The following is a 22,521-nucleotide window of genomic DNA, read 5'->3' on the forward strand; positions in this document are numbered from 1 at the left end:
TTATTCGTTTTACAGGCTTTTTAGTGTATAAACCAAATAGAGGGTTCACATGGTAACCATAAGTAAACTAACTCAGGTTATTCCCCCATAGGAGGTTGAGAAAAATCACATAGATGGAGGTTAGACCTGTAAAAAGAATAAAGATAACCGGCAAATACCGATAGGACCGACTCTTTTTTATTGCGGTTATAAATACAACCAAGGATATCAATGCAACCAAATAATATAAATAAATCATTAAGAAATGAGTGAACGGTCCTAAAAACAATCCAAGGACCGAAAATTCCAGGAGAAAAACGAAAATTGCAATCGCAACCCATTTTAACCCGCCACTAAGAGAAACGATACACTTAATGGCCAGTATACCTGCAAGGACAATAAGAGCGGAAAGCAGCCATTGGTACAGGTAAAATAAGGACTCATTCTCCACTGCAAAATAATAACCAAGCGCTGATAACGGCAGGATCCCAATCAGCAAATAAATCGTTAGGTTTAAATACTTTTCTTTTTTCATTAACGTCATTTTGCATCTTCCTTTCTATGCATCCGTGTCCTCCTATTAACCTCCCAATAAACCATGGAAAACCCTATCTTCTATGGAGCAAAAGGAATGATAAAGTCATTAACAGAGGCACCGAGAAAATGAATAGGAAGATGTTCATGATCAAGCCTAGTATTCTGGTAAATCCTTTATAATTGATCTTTTGCAGCCAATATGCACCTAAAAATAAAAGAATGAACACATAAGGAAGAACGTTGCTCCCGTCAACAATCGCTGTAATCATCGCAACGATAATAAAAAGACCTGCAATTACATTAAACAAATGCCATTTTATGTTCATTTAAGTTCCTCCATAACCTGGGGTATGTTTTAACTCTGCTTACTTTTAATTAGTATATTACGCAGTTTAATTAAAATTTCAGTGAAATGGATGGATAGCAATCAATCATTCCCTCAAAAAATGTGGTATAAATTGGTATAAACCTATTTTTTCATATTCAACTGTTAATTTCAATTATTCAATTCAAATATGAATCATAACAGAGTTGCTATATAGGTTTAGATGAGTGTTTTTAGAAAGGAATACAGAGCGATCCTGAAACTTTCTAAGGACGGAAATAAAAAATTCCAGCTGCTTAGGCTGGAATTTTCAAATAATATGTCGGGGCATTATTGGTTGTTTTTATTATTGTCATGCTGTTGACCATTATTTTGCTTTTCACCAGTTAATGAATCCACTACATTTTCAAGCCCTTGACCAATTTTATTCATAAATCCACCGTTATTATTATCCTGGTTATTCTGGTTTTTATTATTTCTTTGACTATTATTTTGATTTTCCATTTTATCACCTCCAACATTCAGGATGTGCAAATTTAGCAAAAATTATCATAAAAGTTATTGCAGGGTATCTCAACGTTCCATTCTAGATAAAAAGGATTGGAAGATGACGGGGTATCCAACAGGATTGCTCCAATAACAAGCAAGAATGTTTCTTCGTTGACTGCCTTCGTACAGTGCCTTTCAGTGTCCCCGTTTGTTACAAGAATGGGGATCAGGAATTGGCACCTAATTTTTGGGAATCATATTCTTAAAGCAGGGTGTAGTTTTTAACTCAGAGATAAACACCAGATATCAATACTCGCGGAAAGGGGAATTACCTGATCTTAAAGGAAAAGTAAGGCTAGTAAGAGCAGTAAAAAAAGTTTACTGACCTAATTATTGAAAATCTTCATATGGTTTGGAGTGAGAGAACTAAGATGAAATCATCACAATACAGCTTTGAGTCAATATTAGGGGTAAACGTACGAGCCAGGAGGAAGGGAGAAGGACAAAATGTTAACCAATGTCCGAATCTCATTATACATAAGCAAATAAAAGGAGACCAAATTTATGTTCCATTAGATAGGAGGTTTTGGAATCCTTGAATTAAAACTTCTTAGGAGATCGATTTTCTAATAAAGCCAGGGAGTGAAGATTATTTCCATACAAACATTGAAATTTAACCTTCAGAATGAAAAGGGACAACTGATTGTAAAAGGTGAAATCAGCGGTGAAACGGAAATCCCCCTGTTTGATGATTTAAAGTTTGAAGCGGTCATTGCTTTGCTTCATGCAATTGACAAAAGGAACTTTACTGTTTCCGAAAAAGATCATTTATTTGATAAGTACATGGCAGAAATTGAAGAGACCGTTAAGGAAATGAAAAAATATAATCACTTTCAGGGAACCATTAAAACTGATTAAAATGACTTTGCCGTATAATCTGTTTCAGTATAATCTGTAATAATTTTTTAACCTCGACACTAAGTTCCGATCGTATCGGAACTTAGGAAGAAACCATTATTAACCTAGCTGCAGCTGATCCAAAGAAGGGCAGGATCCATTATCCGGGTTTGCAGGTTACAATGATCATAAAATATGAAAATATCATTCTAACTTTCGCCTTACAAGCTAAGGTTTGTTTAAAAAACTCTAGTAAAAAGCGTATAGATGATACGGATAAGAAAATGTATCAAATTTTTTGGAATGAGTATCACGAGCAGCTGCACATCCGTTCAGAACTAAAAGGCTAATTCGTTTTATAGTGCCTCATAACCTACGATGCTTCTTGGGCTTAGGAGAAGGGTAAACTAACGATCATGCTTTATTATCGAAAGAAAAGGTTAAAAGGATAGTAGAATCGCAAAGTGTTAATGCCAGCAAGAATGAAAAGTGGCGCGTAAATGGTGTAATTTGGAAAAGTCTTTATTTATTTAGCGACCGTATAGGGGGAGGAATTTGAATGTTTGTACATAAAATTAATGAAGAACTGTCATTAAAATTAATTGAATTAAGGGATGCAAAAAGCATATTTAAGTTAACAAACCAATCAAGAGAATACTTGCGGGAATGGCTGCCATGGCTGGATACTACAACAAAGATTGAAGATACAGAAGAATATATTAAGATGTCACTGAAAGGCATTGCTGAAAATAGAAGCCTGAATACCGTCATTCTCTATAAGGGGAGTCACGTTGGTGTCGCTGGTTTTAATGAGATCAATTGGTCAAATAAAACAGCCTATATTGGATATTGGCTCGGAGAACAATTTCAGGGGAATGGAATTATGACCGAAGTCGCCAAAGCCTTAACAGATTATGCTTTTAGTGAGTTACACCTGAATAAAGTTGAAATTAGGGCTGCTGTGGAAAATAAGAAAAGCAGAAGTGTTCCTGAAAGATTGGGTTTTGTAAATGAGGGGTGCATCAGGCAAGCAGAATGGCTATATGACCACTATGTGGACCATGTGATCTATGGAATGCTTGCTGGGGAATGGATGGTTCAAGAAGAAACACAAGAAGGTCGACGATGAAGGAAATCATCTTGTCCCTGTTTTATAGAATAAGGAATCTACATAGGAAAAGGATGTAAAGTTAAAGGGGCAGAACGGTTATTAGGGTAATGATGGTGAGATAATTTGGGAAAAACTTATCCTTGAATCTCTTGGTATTCATAAAAACTAAAATAGTTTAAATAATTATCCTAAGGGGGTGTTATTTATAGTTATAAATAAAAATAATGCTTTATTTCGAATCGCTCTGTTCCCTGTAGAGGTAGAGATTTACGGACTCGCTGGTCTGGCGACAGAGGTGAGCTCATGAAAGTAATGAAAAAGCTTATGAAGAATCGCAGGTTTTGGGGTTATGGTGCCGCTGTAGCGGTAACGCCATATTTGTTAATCAAAATCGCCTGGACTTTCGGTCTCTTACTGCCGACCGAACAAATGGACGATTCAAGTTGGCGCACTGCGAACGCAGTAACAATGGTTTTAGCTGCTGCTGGGATCCTGTTAGCATTGACCTTTAGCATGAAATGGGGTGAGCGAGTGCCAGCCTGGCTGGTCGCCTTGCCTGTCTGGGTAGGTACTGGTTTACTTATTCCTATGCTGTTGCTGGCACCTGTACTTGGTCCTGCTGCGATGATACGGGATCAACAGGCAGGAGCAGCTAACGTATGGGTATATGAGCAGATTTTCGTTATGATCTCACTGGTAGGAGTGGGAATCTGTCTGCCTTTTGCATTAGCTGGTTACGCTAAAGCGCGGTGGCCAGAGGCGTTTGCTGATCCAATCAAGAATGATTTATTTCCGGGGTGCAGCCAGAACCTATATGTCACTTTGGCCAGGCTTGTCGCGGCAGGCTGTATCCTGCTTGGATCTATTAAACTATTCTGGGCGTTTGGCGGAACGATTGGGATCCTTCCAGCTATGTTGGATAACAGGGATTTATGGTGGCGTCTATTGTCTTTGAGTACAGGTGTATGGGCCTTCGCAGGCGCGTGGGGTTTGTTGGCACTGATCACCCGACGCCGGTCGAAGAGGTTCTTCCCTCCTATGGCAGCCGCTTGGGTCTCGTCGGGAATGCTGTTCTCTTATAACCTCTTTAACTCCTTGGCCGCCACTCGGCCCGGTGCACAATCAGCACTTGAGAACCCGCTTGCATCTGTTTTAACCACAGAGTTAGGCAGCATCTTGGGAGTGACCATGGGAATAACTCTCATGATGATTCTGCACGACCGCCGGCAAGCCATGTGCCGTTCTACAAGGAAATAATGTTCACTTTATTAAATGATAGATGGCAAGCTGCTATCGGAGATTTCTTCGATTAAAAGGATCATGATAAAAGGAGCTTCAGTTAAGCGTGGGGTTGCAAAAGCACTCCTTTTTCTAATTGGGCAAACTCGGCAGAATACTGGAATAAGATAGTGGTAAAATGAAGAAGGTCAAAAGACTTGAAATAGAATCGAATTTAGTTTCGTACATTAAATGGTTATTAGTTATAAGGCAGGCAGGTCAAGAGGATGGAGTTCGAAGCAGTTATGGAGGAGCTACAATCATTAGGTAAGGAACGAAGCGCTCTTTGACGTCACTACAGGGCCATGAAACCATTCAACAAGATATAAAAACAAATCAAACTTTAGCAACAAGGAGGTTACGCAGCCAGCGTCGTTGTATGCTTGATTAACGTAGGCAAATGTTCTCATAATTAAAGAATCTCCAACAGAATACTGGAGATTCTTTAAGATTATTTTTTAAACTTATCCGGAAATTGCTTTACGACTCCCTCAGAGATCGTATCTGCCATTGTGATAATATGTGTGAGCCCTTCGTCTATGGAAACGATTCTTGCGTCCCAATCTTTTGCTAGGCTTGCTGATAAATCATTTGCCACTAATTTCAAATGCATATGCAGCAAATTTTTCAGGTCTTCATTTTTCAAATAGGGGTTTGCGCCGCTTAGGAAAACTGCTATTTCATCCGCATTCCTGTACCATTCTTTGTTTAGTTGATTCACCAAGGTTTCATTTCCACTTTTAGCACCATCTACAATCTTTCCCGCAATAACAATATGCTCCTTAAGCAAATCCGTAAGTTTGTTTCCGGCTTTCTCTCCATATACTGGCTTTATCGCGTTACCAATATCCTCCTGATTTCTCAAAAGCCTATTCAGAACCTGTTTTTGATCCTCCGCTCCTGCTGTTGTCGCACTTGTTATATAATTACTTGTCCACAATACATGATCAATCCAAAGTTTCCTGAATTCATTTTCAAACTGAACCTGAGATGTGCTAATGCATTCTATTCGTGGTTTAGCGTACGTACTAGTTGTTCCAGCCACCATGTTTAATGGAAATAACAAAATAAATCCAATTAGCAATAATTTTTTCATAAAAGCTTCCCCTTTCCTAGTTAAAGTGCCATTTTTATTATTCTTATGTGGAAAGTTTTTATTCCAGATAAAAGCTCAAATTACCCAGTCGTTCCCTAGATAAGTGTCTATAAAATGATAGGAAAAAAAGGGTAAAGAAGGTAAATCATTTTTGATGTTGAATATTAAAAGAAAATTATATCTTTAAACCGATAAACGAATAAAAAGAAAGCAAGGAGAATAAACAGCTGAAACCTGCCATAAAAGGGAAGAATCACGGCAATAAACCGGTTCTCTCCAAGTACCAGCTCCCATAAAAATGTAGAATAAGCTTTTGTTTTTGGTTTTTTAGGGAATCCTGAGATTCTGAATAAGGGGTTGGCCATATGTATCATTTGTATTGCAGGATGTATCAACGAACGTTAAAAGCAGTGATGAAGGTTCTTCCATGGCGGCAGCCTGAATTAGTAGAGGGAGAAAAAAGTCTAAGCAAGCTGCCTGGGCTGATCAAAAAGAACGGGGTAAAGAACGTATTAATTGTAACGGACAAAGGAATTACCAAGATCGGGTTAATGGATGGGTTGCTATATGAGTTAACTTCTATAGGGATAAAGTATGTTATTTACAACAAGACAGTACCAAACCCAACGATTGATAATATTGAAGAAGCATTAATGTCTTACCGGGCAAATGGATGTGAAGGGATTTTAGCATTTGGCGGGGGTTCGCCCATGGACTGTGCGAAGGGTGTCGGGGCACGCTTAGCCAGACCTGAAAAAAGCATTTCAGAAATGAAGGGTCAGCTAAAAGTGAGAAAAGCTATTCCTCCCTTATTTGCGGTCCCAACAACATCCGGCACTGGAAGTGAAGCCACACTCGCTGCGGTCATTTCCAATAGCAAGACGCATGAAAAATATGCTGTCCTTGATACGTTGCTGTACTGGATCCTCTGCTGACAGTAAATCTCCCACCACATATTACTTCAACGACCGGGATGGATGCTTTAACACATGCTGTCGAGGCATACATTGGCAGAAGTAATACGGAGGAAACAAAAAAGTACTCCAGGGAGGCGGTAAGCCTCATTTTTGATAATCTCCTTGAAGCTTATTCAAATGGGACAAATATAAATGCTCGTAAAAATATGCAGATAGCTTCTTATTATGCAGGAGCTGCCTTCACAAAAGCCTTTGTTGGCTATGTCCACGCGATTGCCCATACCCTTGGGGGATTTTACAATATTCCGCATGGCTTGGCAAATGCCATCATCCTGCCGCATGTTCTTGACTATTACAGCCGTTCGGTACATAAACCTTTGGCAGAGCTGGCGGATTTAGTGGGTCTTACGGAAGAAGCTGATTCCATGGAGGTAAAAGCCGGAAAGTTCATAAGTGCAATACGGGAGCGTAACAAAGCCATGAACATTCCGGAGAAAGTCGAAGGTATTGTTGATAAGGATATTCCTCTCATGGTAGAACGAGCACTAAAAGAAGCCAATCCACTTTATCCTGTACCGAGAATCTTGAACAAAGAGGATCTGTTTCATCTATACCAGGTCATTAGTAAATAACCACGGAGTTTATTGGGGGACCTAAGCGTGAAAACCTATTCAACCATTAGCAGAGTTGTATCTCCGTGTCTGGGTGGAAATAAACATCATTTTTCGGCTGAACGCGTTAAACTCATGAAGATAAGGGATGAGAATCCATTTATGAATGTTTTAAAGGTGGTTGGAATAGCCGGAGGGAGAAAGGGGAATTAACCGTTAGCCCTAACGGGTAGATAGACGGTCTGTATAAAAATATCAATAAAATATCGGGTGCGTTGATTGAACAGCAGAAATGGAGAAATATATTGAAAAAATAGACTTCAACAGGGAGATAAGCTGCGGGATTGAAATTTGTTTTCGCTCCCTTGCGTAGTGTTTACCTTTTTAGGTTTCAGCCGCTTTTTTAAAGGTTTCATATAAAAACAAAATGCCAAAGGAAAAGGAGCGAGCGAGTAATGAATAGCAATACCAAGAGCCATTTCCCTCGGGAAACCATTGAGATGATTATTCGAGAGAATTTCGGTAAGGATATCGCTGTGGATACGATTACCGAGTTGACCGATGGGTGGTTCAACGCAGTCTATATTTTATCTTTCGTCGGACAAGGCGTGAGGGGATTTAAGGAAGTTGTCATAAAGACTGGTGTTCAGGAATCTAAATACGTCCTTTCTTACGAGAAAAATATCATGCATGCAGAAATCCTTGTCTACAGCTTACTGCAGGACACAATCGTGCCGGTTCCAAAGATTCTCGTCCACGATTTCAGTAAGTCGCTCGTGGATTGCGATTATTTCATCATGGAGAAACTCCAGGGAGAGAATTGGATGAAAGTGGACGAAAAGATTACACCCGAAAATAAGGAGAAGCTAATTGCTGATATCGCCCGGTACACCGCTGCACTGCATAATATAAAGGGTGGTTATTTCGGATACATAAGGAATGATAAGGAGTTTCAGTTCTCGGATTGGCGCTCTGCGTTCCAAAACATGGTTCATATAGCGATCCGGGATGGGCGAAAGGGAGGCGTCGACCTTCCCTATGATTCTATTTTGGAAGCCTTCGAGCCCTTATGGGAGATTTTGAATGAAGTTAAGGAACCATGTCTTGTCAATTTTGACATCTGGAAAATGAATATTATGCTTGCGGAAAAAGACGGCGAATACTATATTGACGGTATTATTGACCATGAGCGGGCGTTTTACGGCGACCCCTACGCCGAATTTATCTCCCTTCAGAATATCTGCGGGGATGTGGAGCACAACAATGTATTCAAGGAAAATTACAGCTTATTATCCGGCAAACCCTTCACCTTTACAAGAAATAACAAACTGCGGTTTTATATGTACAAAATTTATCTGTCCCTGCTTATGGGGGTAGAGGTATACCGCTATAATGAAGAGGACACCAAACGTATGCTGAAGGATTGTAATAAAAAGATTGCGAATAGTTTGGCGGAACTGAAAGAATACCTTGAAAATTCCTGACCGTTTAGCATAAAGTTTGAGGTTTCTCTTCAATTTAAAAATGTTGCCAGGGATTGTATTAACAGTAGCTGCTGTTATTCTCTTTTATATCGGTTTTGTTAACTTTAGAGGACTTGAAGGTGCAGCTTTTGGTATTATTGATTTCATTTTAACCATTTTTTCAATTATATCTTTTAGTATAGGAAAGAAGGATACAACTAATCAACAATCTGGTATATAAAAGGGATTGGTAATTTCTTTTTCGACCAATGGTTTAAAGATGACTTGGCATTTATAACAAAGACAACTCGCCAACTTGAGGCGAGTTTTGCTTTTTTATATGCCAAATACGATGTCAAGAGGGTAGGCATTTCGATGGATTTTTAGGAAAGCAGCTCTAAACGGATCCCTTTAGCATAAGAGGAAGTGCTCAATTTTTCACACTAAACTCTAACAATATTAAGGAAGCAATAACCTGTACTTGTCCATTAAGTCCCCGGCATACATACTGATCACCATTAAGAAAACAGCTAGTCCAATGTACAGAACACCCCAAATGATTTTTGTCTTTCGGTCAGATACATAATACGACCGATCATTTTCCAATTGCTCTTCATGTTTTTTAATTTCACTTTCGTATAGTGCAAGAACCAATTCCTTCGGTTCGGTATCGATCGTTAAGATATGTTCCAACAACATGGAATAGGTCCTTATTTCCACTTGTGTTTTGTATTTTTTAAAAAAAACGGTAACAAATACCATTAGTGTTTATATAAGTAATTATGATTAGGTGAAACTAACCATTTCATTTGAGGTTGGAGTCAAATAAAATATATTATTATTTATAATAGAAGAGGGGGATAGATAAAGATGTTTAAAAAATCACAGTGGTTGATTCTGTTATTGCCCGTGTTAATGTTAATACTTATCTCTGCTTGCAATAAAGTAGGCGTTCGTACAGAACTGTACGAAGGGAAAGCGTTAACCATTGGAGTTGTTGGAAAACCACCTAAGGTTAATGAAACGGATATAAAATTTAACAGAATCCAACTTACTGATATTTTAAAAGAAGATTTTCATAAATCATACGATGGTATTTTTATTATGAAGGATTCTCTTTATGAAGCATCTGAGCCAAAGTATGCAACGGTATACCCAAATTCTCCTATCCCCTTTTTCTTTATAGAAACTGAAAAGTCATATCTCCCTTTCGTTGATAAGGAATTATCGTACAAAGGTGCAATTACTGTTAAAACAAAAAGTTATGCCACAGGATATTTAAAGGAAAAAGAACAAATTACCTACTGGGAATATGGTTTATATAACGATGAAGTAAACGACAACAACATCAGAGACGCTTATAGTAGAATTTTTAAAACTATTAGCGAAAATAGATATAAGTAAGAGAACATGAAATCCTCCATTTCAAATAGGGGGATGCTTGGAATTAAAAGAGAACACCAATAAGGTGTTTTTTTTTCTTGGCTGTTTTCGTAAGGATTGTTGCTAATCATACAAAAGGGGTTTAATTACAATTTTATACTATCATTAAATAAAAATTTCTTATTCAACTAAATGGCAGGATAGTTGAAGAAAAAATAAGTTTACAAAAAAGCTTTTAGTTATAAAATTCAATTGAATTGACAAATCGAACTTTATCGATTTATAATGTGAACATGGACAAGTTAAATATCTTTAAATCACTTTCAAATGAGGCTCGATTACAGATTTTAGAATGGCTTAAAGACCCTGCTGCTCATTTTGGACCACAAGATGGAATTGATTTGATAGAAGTAGGTGTGTGTGTTAGTCAAATAACAGAAAAATTAAATATGACACAATCTACTGCTTCCCAATACCTATCAACGTTACAAAAAGCTGGTTTAATAAAGGCAACAAGAATTGGTAAATGGACTTACTATAAAAGGGATGAGGAAGCCATAAAAAATCTTGGTTTATACATTCAAACAGACCTGTAAAAACAACTAAATTCGGATAAGAATTTAGTTGTTTTTACCATCTAATATATCGACAATTCTTAATATGTTTATATATTTTTTATCAAAACATATCGACAATTCTTAATATGTGCATTTGAAAAGTGTGATTTAGGATAATTTCCTTGTTAACAAATAAAATTATATATGAAGAGAGGATTTGAGCTCATGAAAGCATGGCAAAGACAAGGCGTTGGATTAGAAAATTTAAAATTGGTGGATTTACCTACACCAGAACCTGGACCGAAACAACTTCTTGTTCGTGTAAAGGCTGTTTCACTTAACTTTCGTGATAAAGCAATTGTTGATGGGGTTTATTTGCCGCATCTAATGACACAACCATTCGTACCTGTATCGGATGCATCTGGGGAAGTAATAAAAGTAGGTTCAGAGGTAAAGAAGTTTAAAAAAGGCGACCGTGTAACTTCTCATATGTTTACTAAATGGTTGGATGGAACTCCAAATAAAGATGATGGTGCCCATGCTTTAGGAGGACCAAAAAATGGCGGGTTAGCAGAATACATGCTGCTTGATGAGGACGCAACAGTAATGACACCAGCTACCTTAACTGATGAGGAAGCTTCGACACTTCCTATCGCTGCATTTACTGTTTGGTTTTCATTAGTGGAATATGGAAAAATTAAAGCGGGAGATACTGTGCTTGTTCAAGGAACTGGAGGAGTTTCGGTATACGCTGTTCAAATTGCTTCAGCACTAGGAGCAAAAGTTATTGCAACTAGCAGCAGCAACGAAAAATTAGAAAGAGTAAAAGCACTGGGTGCAAAAGAGGTTATAAACTATGCAGAGACTCCAGATTGGGAAAAAGAAGTATTAAAAATTACTGAAGGTAAAGGTGTAAACCATATTCTAGAAGTAGTTGGTGGTCAAAGTATTAACCGTTCAATTGAAGCTCTTGCTCTTCAAGGTCATATTTATATTATTGGTTTCTTGGAAAGTATGATGGCAGAAGTGAATGTATTCTCATTATTAGCAAAACAAGCTCATATCCAGGGGATCAACGTAGGACATCGTAGAGCTTTTGAGGATATGATTAGAGCTTTTGATGAGCTTGATATTAGACCTGTCATTGATACGGTGTACTCATTTGATGAAGCCCTTGATGCGTATAAACACCTGTATAAAGGGGCATTTGGTAAAATTGTAATAAAAGTTTCTGAGTAAAGAAAGTTTTTAACAACTAAAATACAAAAGTCCTTGGGTATTTACCAAGGCTTTTATTGTTTATAAAAAAAGTCGGAATATTAGAATGTGAAGGAATGTACTTAAATTAACGGGTGCGTTTATCCAAGAACCAGCTGCCAGAAAAAGCGGCTTTTTTCTTGTTCAACTAAAGAGAAGGTAGATAATTATTGATGTTGAATAATATTAAAGAAAATTATATGGGAGAGGAAAATTTTGCTTACTAATTTGTACTTTGTACGACACGCACATTCTACATATACACCTGATGAATTAGGAAGACCTTTATCTAATAGAGGTATTGCTGATGTAGAAAGAATTACTAACATTCTTGAAAGAGAAAACATAGATATTGTCATGTCCAGTCCATACAAGAGGGCGGTTCAAACAGTTGAGGGAGTCGCAAAATTTATAGGTAAAGAAGTTACAGTCGAGGACGGATTTAAGGAGCGGAACTTATCTGTAAAACCTGTTGAGGAGTTTAATTTAGCTATTACAAAGGTATGGGAGGAACCTGCCTTTTCTTGGGAAGGTGGAGAATCTAATATTAACGCCCAGAAACGGGGGATTAAGGCAACTTTAAAGGTATTAGAAACTTATGAAGGTAAAAACATTGTTGTAGGAACACACGGTAATATAATGGTACTAATTATGAATTTCTTTGATGAAATATATGGTTTTAGTTTTTGGAAAGACCTTGATATGCCGGATATTTACAAGTTAACATTTGATAAAAAGAATCTGAAAAAAGTTAATAGAATTTGGAATAGGACATAGGATTGTTATTAAACAAACGGGTGCGTCGATCCAGGAAGGATTAAGCACCTTTTTTGTTGAATTCCTTATTGAACAAAATGAATCGCTATTAACGTAGATTATTTTTTCGGATTATTATCTTTTATTAAATTAGGAGGTAATTTTTGGTATATACAGAATATATTTATGAAGTATCAAGTGAGGAGGGTGAATATGTTTCAAACATTAGATGGTTTCTTTAAATTATGGAATTTTGAAGCAGATGCCACTCAGAAAATTCTTAATCAACTTACAGATGAGTCTTTATCCCAAGAAGTTACATCTCAAAATTGGACATTAGGAAGAATAGCTTGGCATACTGTAACAGCGATTGGTGTTATCTCATCTCGAACTGACCTTACCCTTGACGCACCTACACATGATTATCCTGTGCCAACCTCAGCAAAATTCATCTCTGATAGCTATCAACAAGCAAGGAATGCTTTTTCACAAGCAGTAAAAAATCATTGGAGTGACAAAAATCTTAGTGATGAACAAGATGTTTTTGGACAGAGATTGTCCAATCTCGAACTGTTAACTTTTTTGATTCAACATCAAATTCACCATCGTGGACAAATGACCATTTTGATGCGGCAAGCAGGTTTAACCGTCCCTGGTCTTTATGGTCCATCAAAAGAGGAATGGGATATGATAGGTAGGGAAGCCCCTAAAATGTAATTAAACTTTTGGAAGATAAATAATATGAACTTTAGAAAAAAGAATACGATAATATACATCTGGGTTGCTAACTGTAGCAGCCTCTATTTTATTAATACAAGATTGTGAAAGAATATACTTAAGTAAACGGGTGCAAGAGTTAAAGATGGGATCGCTGCGGCGATCTTTTTTCTTATGGAGCTAAAAGTTAGCGGAAGAAGGAAACAGAAAATAAAAGTAGAATTTATTTAAAGGATCTAATTGTTATTCCCAGTCAGAATAGTTAAACAACCATTAATTAATTGGGAGTTAGAAGATGAAAAATAAAAAAAGAAATAGAAATGGCTTTTTAAAAGATACCCTAATTGAGTTTATATTTGAAGTGGTATGGAGCATCTTAATGATTATACCAAGAATTATAATTCGATTAATAGGGAAAATTTGGTGAAATAGTTAGTCAAAATAGAGCTTACGAGGGCGATTGCAAATAAGAGCAGTCGTTTTTTTAAAAAATAAGACAAGTTCTCCTGTAATGAATGAACTGAAAAAAGGATAAGTTTGTGAATAAACGCACTTAAACGAAAGGGTTCTATAGCTAAGGATAGGAGCTGTCTTTAAAGGCAGCTTTTTCATCTGGAATCATCGGGGAAGGATAGTGGAATAAAAAAGTCAATTATAGGTTAACTGCATAAATCAGTTGAATCTATTGTTCTTTTAGAATCTAGTAATACAAAACAAGAAAGTAATAATATAAGCGGTAATAAAATAATGAAGGCCGTTTTCAATAGAGTGCAAGATGCTATCAAGAATGGTTCCACCATTACATACCTATCCAGTTCCGTTGATAGAGCTTTCAGATCAATGGAACGTCAAGCCTTACATATGGAAAACAACCGTCAAAAGCATTAAGAAAGAAACGTGAAGATGAAGCACGTGAATTGTTAAATCCCATCAAAGACGTACCATTTGTTAATTGGTTAGAAATGTAGGAAAAAACCTTCCGTATTCCCTTATGTTTAAGGGGGGGCAGCCATAACGCCATATAGCCCTTGCACCAACTCTTTTAGGGCTGGTACATACTACAGCGTATAATGTCGGGAATATGCGAATAGTTATAGGTTATATTATAGGTTCTTTACTCATCACCTCGGAGGTGGAATCGTAGCAAGCCTAACATCCTGTAATGAAAAAGAATTTTTTTGGAAAGAGCGTGAGAGATGAAGTACATAAGAGCAGATTGGACATGTTTTGATCCGCGTTTGGATATGAGCCGAATTTTTGTGGAAGGCTGGTTTCAGTGGTTGAAGCAACTGACTAAAGATAAGGAGAAGCTGGTTCGGGCGTTTGCCCATTGTTTTGTCTTGGAGAATTATTATGTGGCGGTAGCCGATGGCGAGGTTGCGTCTTTTGTGGCTGTCACGGATCGAAAGTCGCCGTTTATGGCCTTGGATAAGAAAGTCTTGAGGCGGGAATTGGGTCTGTTGCGTGGCACCATTGCTTATGGGGTTGTCAATAAGTATTTAGCGAATCCTGTCTATCCGTTTTCCTTGGAGGCTGGCACCGGTTCCTTTGATATTGTGGGGACGGCTCCTAAGTTTCGGGGCCAGGGAATTGGCCGTGGCCTGATGCTGGAGGCAATTAAGGACCGGGATTATGGCAAGTATGTCATCGAGACTTATGACACGAATCACAGCGCGATTCGCCTGTATGAGAAGGTTGGTTTCCGGGAATTCAAGCGGGTGCCGGAGAAAAATAAACGAGCCGGGTTTGATTATGCTGTTTACTTAGGGTTAGAAGTTGATTAAATCAGTCTGTTTGATACCAAAAAATATATTCCATTGTTGTAGATGGAGAAGGCTGGGTTTGTAGTGATAATGAATTAAAAATGAATATAAAAGCTAACGATATAGTTTTTGGGAAAAAGGTGAAGGACACGAAACACAGCAACTGCCACTGGACTGACTGCAATTGTAATTGAGTCTGCCAATTAAAGAACATAAATAAAAAAATTTGTTGAACTAATCTTTACTTCAATACCAGGAGCTGATCAGCAGCCCTTTTTCTTACGGAACTAAAGGGAGTTGAATAAGTCAGTGTAGTCAGAGAAAACTTATTTTCTTGATGTCTCGTGTAACAAGATTTTTCAATAGAAGAAGATGATTATCCGAACATAGAAAATCAATAATGGTAAATTGACAAAATACGTTTCAGGTTGTATTATAGACAAATTAAGTCTGTAATTAGAGGTGACTAAGTTGAAATACTCTAAAGCAACCAACTACGCATTGCATACGATGGTTTATCTCCTTCTCATCCCTGATGGGAAAAGCATCGGGGTAAGACCATTAGCAGAATTTTTAAGAGTGTCTCCCACATATCTTTCGAAAATTTTGACAAAACTTGTAAAAGCTGGTTTTATTGAATCTGCTACTGGTGTTAATGGAGGCTATAAGCCAATAAAGAACAGATATGACATTACGTTCCTTGATGTCATTCATGCCATAGAAGGACCAGCTTCAATGTTCAACTGTAATTTAGAACACATTGCATCTGATAATCAAAACTGTTTAATTGAAAAAGTGATGGTCAATGCCGAACTCAAAATGGTGACTTATCTTAAAGAAAAGAAAATTAAGGAATTAACTGAGAAAGTTGACTCAAGCGTAATCATTTTTATTAACAATGAGTCCAAATAATTTTTTTGTCTTAATTATAGATAATAAAGGTATTTAATATATTTAATTAAAAGGAGCGTATATTATGCTAGATTGTGTAATTGTAGGTGGAGGTCCAGCAGGTTTAAACGCTGCACTTGTATTAGGTAGGGCAAGAAGGAAAGTGGTTTTATTCGATAGTAATTCTCCGAGAAACGCGGTGACCCATGAGTCGCATGGCTTTATAACAAGAGATGGAATTAAACCAAGTGAATTCAGGAAAATTGCTCACCATGACATAGCCAAATATCCTTCTGTAATGATTAGAAATGAAAAAATTACTGACGTTAAAAAAAAGGGGATGTTATTTGAACTCGTGACAGAAGAAGGGGAATGTATTCAAGCAAAGAAAGTTATTCTAGCGACTGGTCTAAAGGAAATCCATCCGTCCGTGGATAACCTTATGAATTATTACGGAAAAAGTCTTTTTAGTTGTCCTTATTGTGATGGCTGGGAGTTGAAAGACCTTCCGCTTATAGTGTTAACAGAATTCCCACATGCTTTCCATTTTGTTAAAATTGTTTATAATTGGAGCAAAGACTTAATCGTTTGTACCAATGGACACAAGGTTTTAACTACGGAGCAAAAAGAAGTGCTTCAAAGAAAAGGTATAAAGGTATCTGAACAAAAAATCAAAACTCTTGTTGGTGAAAATGGATTTTTAGAATCCGTAATTTTTGAGGATGGTCAAGAAGTAAAGAGGAATGGCGGATTTGTGACACCCCAATGGATTCAGGCTTCACATTTGGGTCAATCTTTAGGATGCGAAATAAACCAGCTTGGCGGAATTATAACAGATGAGTTGGGCAGGACCAATATTGAAGGTGTTTATGCAGCAGGTGATACATCAGTTATCGCTCCTTCACAAGTGATTATTGCGGCGGCTGAAGGTAGTAAAGCCGCAATTGGAGTGAATACAGACTTAACCCAAGACGAGTTTTAATTCAATCATTATTAAAACATTGTAAAGCAATGTACTTAAACTAACGAGTTTTTTAGTCAAATAAGGCTTAGGATTTATAACAAAAAACTCACCAATTCACTAGGTGAGTTTTGCTTTTTTAGATGCCAACAGGATGGTGAATTTACGTAGTTGTACGTTTTTAGGGGAGCAGTCAAAACGAGACTGCCTATTATGGGCAGATATGTTGGTTTCATCAGATTATCCTAACAGATTAAGGAAGCATTGATTTGTATTGGTCCATTAAATCCCCGGCATACATGCTTGTTGCAATCAGGAAAATGGCTAGTCCCACATAAAGGATACCCCAAACGATTTTTGTCTTACGGTCTGAAACATAATACGACCGTTCACTTTCCAATTGCTCTTCTTGTTCTTTGATTTTATTTTTGTGGAAATCTAGAACCGTTTCTTTTGGTTCGGTATCTATCTTTAAGATATGGTCCATCAATAAGGAACGGGTACTTATTTCCGTTTCGATTTTGTATTTTTCCTTCTTCTTTTTATCCTCTAAAACGGGAATGAACCAACCATTCATCTTATATAATTTACGCTTCATGTAATCAGCTTCAGCATTCCATTTATTAATGAACCCAATTCTTTCGTCAAAAGGTGCTGCTGTGAATTTCTCAAACTCCTCCATCGCAAAGCGGTTCGCATCGATAACAACCTGTCTTTTAAAAGCATTCATTTCTCCGCGGAAATCACTCCACCATTTTCCGACTCCAAATAACAGAAACAATATTAGAAGTGGATTCGGATGGAAGAATAAGTACAGTATCATACCAATTATCCCTAATGCCCAAATTTTTGTTGAAATGACGCCGACAATTCTCCCTCCGTCCAAGGGATGGACAGGCATAAGGTTAAACAGGTTTAATAAGGCACCTAGCGTAATGACCAACAACCAGAATGGATTATCGGTCATAATGAACAAGGGGATTGCTGGAAGGAAGGCGATCGTCCCTAAAAGCGGACCGCCATAAGCTAAATATGCCTCAGTGTTGGCGTCTTTTGGTTGCTCTTTCATGGAGATAAAGGCTCCCAGGAAAGGGATGAAGATGGCTTTGGATGTTTTGACCCCTTTTCTTTTAGCCGCAAGCAAGTGTCCCATTTCATGCACATAAATCAAGTACACAATAACACCCGCAAACTTCCATCCGTATACAAGGGCATAGGCACCCAAAGAGACAAAGATGGAGATTAAACTCCCGAACTTGGCTAATTTTAACACAACAAATAGCCATTTCATCTTACTTAAAAGGAACAGCCCTACTGCTCCTAATCCCAGCCACGTTTTTTTTAGTTTTGATTCTTTCAAAGGTGTACTCCTCTCAAAAAAGGTAAACAGTCATTTCTTGTCTTTATAGATCAATTATTAATGAAATAAGGAAACGGTACATTCATTATGTAGACATTTTTTTTGCTGCATATTAATGTTTAATTGGATTTCCCCCTTTTTCCTCCTTCTATACGCAATGACTCCGACATAATCAACTAACCGATTCAAACGGTTCTTCGGTCATTGAATTTAAATGCAGCGTATCAAAAGAAGTTGGAAATAATTGATTTCGAAAAAAATTATGGTGAAAAGATTGCATTCCTTATTTATCATCTATGAATACGAAATAACTAAAGTGAGGTTTCAAAAATGTCTAATCTCACGAATCGAAAAAAATTAAGGGGAGGGTTTTTTGAATAACCTATATCTATATTGGAGGATATTTGTCATAGTGGCGTTAGTGGGGCTTTTCTTAACGAATCTTATAAGTCAATTCATCTCCCTGTCATTTCTTTGAGGAGTGAAAACCTTTATTCGGATTCCTTGGCTAAGTTTACGGAAAAATAGCATTTTAAATGGTGAAGAATTGTGCTAAACCAAACGGATGCAAGATTAAGAACCGGCTGTTATTCCAGCCGGTCTCTTTTCTACTTTCAACAATAAATAGGGCAGTAGTTTAAGAAAATCATCTATTTTTCTTCGTGAAAATTTATTTTTCGATGGCTAATCTGAAGACTAAAATGGCAAGCAGACTGGTCAATGGAGTCATGATCAGCTTTTCAAATCCAGAGCTTGAAACTGAATTTCCTATTGTATTAAGCACCATAAGAGCAAACAGGACCCAAGTGGCCAACATCACCGTCCTTCTGAACTTTTCTTTAAAAACATATCCTGCTTTTATCGCAATAATTGAAATGAAAAGTATTTGCACAACTATTGATATGCTTTCAAATAGGATTAAATCCGCCTCGTTCTTTAATCTTCCTCCCCATACAAAGCTATATGGAAGAATTTTAAGTAATATCAGGATATGCATCAAAAGTGCTGATAGATTAATGATTAAAATAAGATTACTTGCCAGTGTGATACTAATCATTTTTTTCATTTCCATAACCTCATTCCATTGAATTAACTTTATTTTCTAAATAAAATATATTCAAATAGTAAGGATTTATGATGTAGGTAATCGGAGGATTAGGCTAATTAAATTCGTTATTAAGTACGGTGCAGGGGAGTAGAATAGGGCTTCTATGACATCAGCTAAAATAATTATTGAATTGGGAACAATTTGATATCTCAGTCGTATTAAATAAAAAGGGGGAATTGGCATAGGTAAGATGGTAAGCAGCATGATAACCTTAGTTATAATTGGAATGATCAATTTTGGTATCACTTTTATTACTGATCTAGGATTTATTGAATCATCTTTTTTTGTCGGACTAATAAGTGCAGTAAGTATCTATTTCTTTTCATCATCGGGTGGGGTAACAAGCCGTAATTTAGATAGGCAAGTACAAGGGGGGGTTGGGATTAAAGTTAATTCGCCGGAGAAAAAATTCTACCCTTCATATGCATTTTTTGCATCTATTGTTTACCTAGTAGGGGCAACAATCGCAACCGTTATTGAGTACCAAGAATATTTTTTATAGACAAAAGCTTTTACTTAATCAACTACAGGATGCAAAAGCAACTTGATTTAGCGTGATTTTTTCTTCTACAAGAAATCAGTTTTATTTTATAACAGGACGGGCATTAATCAGGTTAAATTTGCGCTCTTTAGGTTGAAAGAGATGAATAATCGTTGTAAAGGGGACATCACCTAATGAAAACCAATAACTATTTAAAAGCCCATATTAAAGAGTTGGAGGAGAAATTATTAAACCCAGAAGTACGTTCATCGAGAACGGAGCTAAAAAAATTATTGGCTGATGATTTCTTTGAATTCGGAAGTTCAGGGAAGGTTTTGTATAAGGATGAAGAGATCGGTGAAAGCGGAATAGGAATAGTTAGGATGACATTGAGTGATTTTGATGTTCACCCTCTATCGGATTCCGTCTTGTTAGCGACATACAGCATTTTCAATGAAGAAAGTAAACAACATTCTTTGCGCAGTTCTATATGGAAACTTAACGAGGGTAAATGGAAAATGGTCTTTCATCAAGGAACAAAAAAAGATCCTTCAGCTTGAATACCTTTCTTGATAAACAAGGTTTGTTGCAGAGGGTATTATTGGAAGAGCTTCATCCTTAGAGGAAGTAAAGCTCTTCTAACAAATTCCTTTTAACTGTATGAATGATTAAGGTGGTAAAGTTAAGGACTAACTCTGTTCTGCAAAATAACGTTCTACCGCCAATTTAAACGAACGAATGAAGAACGAGATTGCCTTTTTACTTATTTCTGCATGGGGGTTTATAATATCAAACCCATGATAACAGCCTTTATACAACTCAAAGTATACTGGGATACCTGCTCGTTTTAAATTTTCAACATACATAATCGTTTCATCTCTGAAAGGTTCGATATCACCTACAAATGTAATGGTAGGTGGAAGGTTACTATAATCTGTTGCCCTGGCAGCTGCAGCATATGCAGGCACATTTTTCTCAAATAATTCACCAAGATATAGCTTCCATGCCCATCTGTTGGTTTTTGAATTCCAAATAGGAGCGTTATTATCTTTAGCGGATTCTGTTATCATTCGGTCATCTATCATTGGATATAAAGGCATTTGAAAAGCAATATTTACTTCTTGTTTGTCCCTCGCATAGTGAGTAAGTGCAGTAGTTAATCCCCCGCCAGCACTCTCCCCGCCTACGATAAGTTGATTGTCCCTAATCCCAAGTTCGCTTGCATGACTTTTCATCCATAAAAGGGCAGCGTAAGAGTCCTCTAATGCAGCCGGAAATGGAGCCTCTATTGATAAACGATAGTCAGGGGCTATGATTACACAATCGCTTGCCTCTATTAATCTTTTGTAAGTGTCCGCAAATGTTTCAGGAATCCCTTGTGCATATCCTCCGCCGTGCAGCCAAAGGACACCAGGTACATCGGTTTTTGGATTAAGCGGTTTATATATACAGATACGTAATTTTGAGCCATCTTTCCGTGTAATCCACTCTTGACTAGAGTATAATCCCTCAATGGCTTTTCCTTTCTGTTTCTCCATTCGTTTATTAATCGCATGCATAAACTTTATATACTTGGCTTCACTGGATTTATTTATTAAAAGATTAAAAAGCTTTCCTCTGATTCTCAATTGTTTATCAATCATTTTATTACTGACTTTCACTAAATGTCCTCCTCAGAGTGCATATATTACTTCTTATATAAATTATATTAGGGACAGGGTGTATAATAATCAACTGGCAGTTCGGTAAATTTTGATATATACAATCCTTCGTATTGCAGGGCTGCTTCGAGAGTAATTCCGTCTTTTTTCGCCTTCAATGGAAATTGGATCTTCATGGAGGATATCCCTTTTAGGAATAAAAGTGGATGAATAAGTTAAATGGATACGAACATCCCCAATGCAGAAAGGGATGGTGTTAATCCGCCACATTTTTTTACAAGGTTTTCTTTGTAAGGATACTACTTTTGAAAAAGACAAGGAATAATTTTACTATTTACGTATTATATAAACAGGATATCTTATACAGATTAGTATGATATAGGTGGGCAGATAAAATGAAACTATTAACGATTGGTTTAACTTTTTTATTATCAAGTTCAATTATCTATGGTTCAACATTGATTTCTGCATCATTCTATTCTCAGGTGTTAGCAGGTACTGATGGTCTGGGGTGGGATAATAGATACGGAGTCTACGGAACTGCTTTTAGAGAGACAGGGACATTTCCAGTTATACTTTCTATTTTATTAGGGTTAATAGGTGTAATGTTGGTAGTCAAATCCATAAGAAAGAAGTAGAAGATTTTCTATTCTATTACGTGGGTAGGAATAAGGAACAGAAGAAGTTTAAAATGATACTTTATGAAACATATATATAGACAAGATAAAGGGCCGGTTCATACGTTTAGTCGTTTGCTGATTGGCCCTTAATTTTTTTATTATTTATATATGTCGTCCGCATGCTCGTACCTGATTTTTTCAGAATTCATCGTATCTTTTTTATTGTTTTTATCTTGATTACGGTTGTCCCCTTTAGTTTGCTGTTTCTTGTTTTCATTCCCTGGCATCTTTCTGCCTCCTAAT

26 protein-coding genes and 1 pseudogene are annotated in these 22,521 nt (G+C 37.0%); 17 read left to right on the top strand and 10 right to left on the bottom strand.

Annotated features, from left to right (window positions below; genetic code table 11):
• Positions 1-67 precede the first annotated feature (67 nt).
• The 3 genes from EV146_RS23080 to EV146_RS27285 all read right to left on the bottom strand — a co-directional run bounded on the left by EV146_RS23080 (position 68) and on the right by EV146_RS27285 (position 1,345).
• Complete coding sequence (locus EV146_RS23080; protein ID WP_132011097.1) at positions 68-523, bottom strand: hypothetical protein; 456 nt, start codon at positions 521-523, stop codon at positions 68-70.
• A gap of 64 nt (positions 524-587) precedes the next feature.
• Positions 588-842: a hypothetical protein gene (locus EV146_RS23085; protein WP_132011098.1), complete on the bottom strand. Its 255-nt coding sequence runs from the start codon at positions 840-842 to the stop codon at positions 588-590.
• A 329-nt stretch (positions 843-1,171) separates the two neighbouring features.
• Positions 1,172-1,345, bottom strand: a complete 174-nt coding sequence (locus EV146_RS27285) for a hypothetical protein (protein WP_158287188.1) — start codon at positions 1,343-1,345, stop codon at positions 1,172-1,174.
• Positions 1,346-1,996: 651 nt separating this feature from the next.
• On the opposite strand from EV146_RS27285, the gene EV146_RS23090 reads away from it, so the two are divergent.
• From EV146_RS23090 to EV146_RS23100, 3 genes are all read left to right on the top strand, one after another.
• Positions 1,997-2,248: a hypothetical protein gene (locus EV146_RS23090; RefSeq protein WP_199232713.1), complete on the top strand. Its 252-nt coding sequence runs from the start codon at positions 1,997-1,999 to the stop codon at positions 2,246-2,248.
• Positions 2,249-2,786: 538 nt separating this feature from the next.
• Positions 2,787-3,356, top strand: coding sequence for a GNAT family N-acetyltransferase (locus EV146_RS23095; RefSeq protein WP_132011100.1), 570 nt, complete (start codon positions 2,787-2,789; stop codon positions 3,354-3,356).
• A 285-nt stretch (positions 3,357-3,641) separates the two neighbouring features.
• Complete coding sequence (locus tag EV146_RS23100) at positions 3,642-4,595, top strand: hypothetical protein (protein WP_132011101.1); 954 nt, start codon at positions 3,642-3,644, stop codon at positions 4,593-4,595.
• Between the two features lie 472 nt (positions 4,596-5,067).
• On the opposite strand, the gene EV146_RS23105 is transcribed toward EV146_RS23100, so the two are convergent.
• The gene (locus EV146_RS23105; protein WP_132011102.1) at positions 5,068-5,712 is read right to left on the bottom strand and encodes a glycosyltransferase; all 645 of its coding nucleotides are present in this window, start codon (positions 5,710-5,712) and stop codon (positions 5,068-5,070) included.
• 365 nt (positions 5,713-6,077) lie between these two features.
• On the opposite strand from EV146_RS23105, the pseudogene EV146_RS23110 reads away from it, so the two are divergent.
• From EV146_RS23110 to EV146_RS23120, 3 genes and pseudogenes are all read left to right on the top strand, one after another.
• A pseudogene (locus tag EV146_RS23110) lies at positions 6,078-7,261 on the top strand (iron-containing alcohol dehydrogenase).
• Positions 7,262-7,695: 434 nt separating this feature from the next.
• Positions 7,696-8,724: a phosphotransferase gene (locus tag EV146_RS23115; RefSeq protein ID WP_132011103.1), complete on the top strand. Its 1,029-nt coding sequence runs from the start codon at positions 7,696-7,698 to the stop codon at positions 8,722-8,724.
• Positions 8,725-8,764: 40 nt separating this feature from the next.
• Entirely contained in the window at positions 8,765-8,944 is a 180-nt protein-coding gene (locus EV146_RS23120) for a hypothetical protein (RefSeq protein WP_132011104.1), read from the top strand.
• Positions 8,945-9,162: 218 nt separating this feature from the next.
• Here the strand turns inward: EV146_RS23120 and EV146_RS23125 are convergent, their stop codons facing one another.
• Positions 9,163-9,396 carry a hypothetical protein gene (locus EV146_RS23125; protein ID WP_158287190.1) on the bottom strand — a complete coding sequence of 78 codons (234 nt, stop codon included), beginning with the start codon at positions 9,394-9,396 and terminating at the stop codon, positions 9,163-9,165.
• Between the two features lie 177 nt (positions 9,397-9,573).
• Here EV146_RS23125 and EV146_RS23130 point away from each other — a divergent pair, with 177 nt between their 5' ends.
• The 8 genes from EV146_RS23130 to EV146_RS23165 all read left to right on the top strand — a co-directional run bounded on the left by EV146_RS23130 (position 9,574) and on the right by EV146_RS23165 (position 17,009).
• Positions 9,574-10,107, top strand: a complete 534-nt coding sequence (locus tag EV146_RS23130; RefSeq protein WP_132011106.1) for a transcription elongation factor GreAB — start codon at positions 9,574-9,576, stop codon at positions 10,105-10,107.
• A gap of 272 nt (positions 10,108-10,379) precedes the next feature.
• Positions 10,380-10,682, top strand: a complete 303-nt coding sequence (locus EV146_RS23135; RefSeq protein ID WP_132011107.1) for an ArsR/SmtB family transcription factor — start codon at positions 10,380-10,382, stop codon at positions 10,680-10,682.
• 186 nt (positions 10,683-10,868) lie between these two features.
• On the top strand, positions 10,869-11,882 hold the full coding sequence (locus EV146_RS23140) for a zinc-dependent alcohol dehydrogenase family protein (protein ID WP_132011108.1): 1,014 nt from the start codon (positions 10,869-10,871) through the stop codon (positions 11,880-11,882).
• A 234-nt stretch (positions 11,883-12,116) separates the two neighbouring features.
• A complete protein-coding gene (locus EV146_RS23145; protein WP_132011109.1) occupies positions 12,117-12,677 on the top strand; it encodes a histidine phosphatase family protein in 561 nt (186 codons plus the stop codon).
• Positions 12,678-12,869: 192 nt separating this feature from the next.
• A complete protein-coding gene (locus EV146_RS23150; RefSeq protein WP_132011110.1) occupies positions 12,870-13,373 on the top strand; it encodes a DinB family protein in 504 nt (167 codons plus the stop codon).
• 1,280 nt (positions 13,374-14,653) lie between these two features.
• On the top strand, positions 14,654-15,157 hold the full coding sequence (locus tag EV146_RS23155; protein ID WP_158287191.1) for a GNAT family N-acetyltransferase: 504 nt from the start codon (positions 14,654-14,656) through the stop codon (positions 15,155-15,157).
• A gap of 450 nt (positions 15,158-15,607) precedes the next feature.
• A complete protein-coding gene (locus EV146_RS23160) occupies positions 15,608-16,048 on the top strand; it encodes an Rrf2 family transcriptional regulator (protein ID WP_132011112.1) in 441 nt (146 codons plus the stop codon).
• 61 nt (positions 16,049-16,109) lie between these two features.
• A complete protein-coding gene (locus EV146_RS23165; protein WP_132011113.1) occupies positions 16,110-17,009 on the top strand; it encodes an NAD(P)/FAD-dependent oxidoreductase in 900 nt (299 codons plus the stop codon).
• 232 nt (positions 17,010-17,241) lie between these two features.
• Here EV146_RS23165 and EV146_RS23170 read toward each other — a convergent pair whose 3' ends face one another.
• A complete protein-coding gene (locus EV146_RS23170) occupies positions 17,242-18,279 on the bottom strand; it encodes a site-2 protease family protein (protein ID WP_422392566.1) in 1,038 nt (345 codons plus the stop codon).
• A gap of 739 nt (positions 18,280-19,018) precedes the next feature.
• Positions 19,019-19,414: a hypothetical protein gene (locus EV146_RS23175; protein ID WP_132011115.1), complete on the bottom strand. Its 396-nt coding sequence runs from the start codon at positions 19,412-19,414 to the stop codon at positions 19,019-19,021.
• Between the two features lie 244 nt (positions 19,415-19,658).
• On the opposite strand from EV146_RS23175, the gene EV146_RS23180 reads away from it, so the two are divergent.
• Positions 19,659-19,958 (top strand): hypothetical protein, encoded by a 300-nt coding sequence (locus EV146_RS23180; RefSeq protein ID WP_132011116.1) that lies wholly within the window; start codon positions 19,659-19,661, stop codon positions 19,956-19,958.
• 173 nt (positions 19,959-20,131) lie between these two features.
• Positions 20,132-20,497, top strand: a complete 366-nt coding sequence (locus EV146_RS23185) for a nuclear transport factor 2 family protein (RefSeq protein WP_132011117.1) — start codon at positions 20,132-20,134, stop codon at positions 20,495-20,497.
• Positions 20,498-20,626: 129 nt separating this feature from the next.
• Here EV146_RS23185 and EV146_RS23190 read toward each other — a convergent pair whose 3' ends face one another.
• Positions 20,627-21,598, bottom strand: a complete 972-nt coding sequence (locus tag EV146_RS23190) for an alpha/beta hydrolase (RefSeq protein ID WP_241994026.1) — start codon at positions 21,596-21,598, stop codon at positions 20,627-20,629.
• 47 nt (positions 21,599-21,645) lie between these two features.
• Positions 21,646-21,774: a hypothetical protein gene (locus tag EV146_RS28260; protein WP_258236018.1), complete on the bottom strand. Its 129-nt coding sequence runs from the start codon at positions 21,772-21,774 to the stop codon at positions 21,646-21,648.
• Positions 21,775-21,993: 219 nt separating this feature from the next.
• Here EV146_RS28260 and EV146_RS23195 point away from each other — a divergent pair, with 219 nt between their 5' ends.
• Entirely contained in the window at positions 21,994-22,236 is a 243-nt protein-coding gene (locus tag EV146_RS23195) for a phosphatase (protein WP_132011118.1), read from the top strand.
• Positions 22,237-22,376: 140 nt separating this feature from the next.
• Here EV146_RS23195 and EV146_RS28265 read toward each other — a convergent pair whose 3' ends face one another.
• On the bottom strand, positions 22,377-22,505 hold the full coding sequence (locus EV146_RS28265) for a hypothetical protein (RefSeq protein WP_258236017.1): 129 nt from the start codon (positions 22,503-22,505) through the stop codon (positions 22,377-22,379).
• Between the last annotated feature and the right edge of the window lie 16 nt (positions 22,506-22,521).

The organism is Mesobacillus foraminis (assembly GCF_004340465.1).
In the GTDB taxonomy this organism is placed as follows: Bacteria; Bacillota; Bacilli; order Bacillales; family Cytobacillaceae; genus Mesobacillus_B; species Mesobacillus_B foraminis.

Excerpts from the sequence above, each read along its gene's own strand:
- EV146_RS23185 (WP_132011117.1), top strand. The coding sequence starts at position 20,132 with ATGAAAACCAATAACTATTTAAAAGCCCATATTAAAGAGTTGGAGGAG.
- EV146_RS23175 (WP_132011115.1), bottom strand. The coding sequence starts at position 19,414 with ATGAAAAAAATGATTAGTATCACACTGGCAAGTAATCTTATTTTAATC.
- EV146_RS28265 (WP_258236017.1), bottom strand. The coding sequence starts at position 22,505 with ATGCCAGGGAATGAAAACAAGAAACAGCAAACTAAAGGGGACAACCGT.
- EV146_RS23085 (WP_132011098.1), bottom strand. The coding sequence starts at position 842 with ATGAACATAAAATGGCATTTGTTTAATGTAATTGCAGGTCTTTTTATT.
- EV146_RS23140 (WP_132011108.1), top strand. The coding sequence starts at position 10,869 with ATGAAAGCATGGCAAAGACAAGGCGTTGGATTAGAAAATTTAAAATTG.
- EV146_RS23130 (WP_132011106.1), top strand. The coding sequence starts at position 9,574 with ATGTTTAAAAAATCACAGTGGTTGATTCTGTTATTGCCCGTGTTAATG.
- EV146_RS23170 (WP_422392566.1), bottom strand. The coding sequence starts at position 18,279 with ATGAAATGGCTATTTGTTGTGTTAAAATTAGCCAAGTTCGGGAGTTTA.
- EV146_RS23120 (WP_132011104.1), top strand. The coding sequence starts at position 8,765 with ATGTTGCCAGGGATTGTATTAACAGTAGCTGCTGTTATTCTCTTTTAT.
- EV146_RS27285 (WP_158287188.1), bottom strand. The coding sequence starts at position 1,345 with ATGGAAAATCAAAATAATAGTCAAAGAAATAATAAAAACCAGAATAAC.
- EV146_RS28260 (WP_258236018.1), bottom strand. The coding sequence starts at position 21,774 with ATGAAGATCCAATTTCCATTGAAGGCGAAAAAAGACGGAATTACTCTC.
- EV146_RS23095 (WP_132011100.1), top strand. The coding sequence starts at position 2,787 with ATGTTTGTACATAAAATTAATGAAGAACTGTCATTAAAATTAATTGAA.
- EV146_RS23100 (WP_132011101.1), top strand. The coding sequence starts at position 3,642 with ATGAAAGTAATGAAAAAGCTTATGAAGAATCGCAGGTTTTGGGGTTAT.
- EV146_RS23135 (WP_132011107.1), top strand. The coding sequence starts at position 10,380 with ATGGACAAGTTAAATATCTTTAAATCACTTTCAAATGAGGCTCGATTA.
- EV146_RS23105 (WP_132011102.1), bottom strand. The coding sequence starts at position 5,712 with ATGAAAAAATTATTGCTAATTGGATTTATTTTGTTATTTCCATTAAAC.
- EV146_RS23180 (WP_132011116.1), top strand. The coding sequence starts at position 19,659 with ATGATAACCTTAGTTATAATTGGAATGATCAATTTTGGTATCACTTTT.
- EV146_RS23150 (WP_132011110.1), top strand. The coding sequence starts at position 12,870 with ATGTTTCAAACATTAGATGGTTTCTTTAAATTATGGAATTTTGAAGCA.
- EV146_RS23080 (WP_132011097.1), bottom strand. The coding sequence starts at position 523 with ATGACGTTAATGAAAAAAGAAAAGTATTTAAACCTAACGATTTATTTG.
- EV146_RS23115 (WP_132011103.1), top strand. The coding sequence starts at position 7,696 with ATGAATAGCAATACCAAGAGCCATTTCCCTCGGGAAACCATTGAGATG.
- EV146_RS23195 (WP_132011118.1), top strand. The coding sequence starts at position 21,994 with ATGAAACTATTAACGATTGGTTTAACTTTTTTATTATCAAGTTCAATT.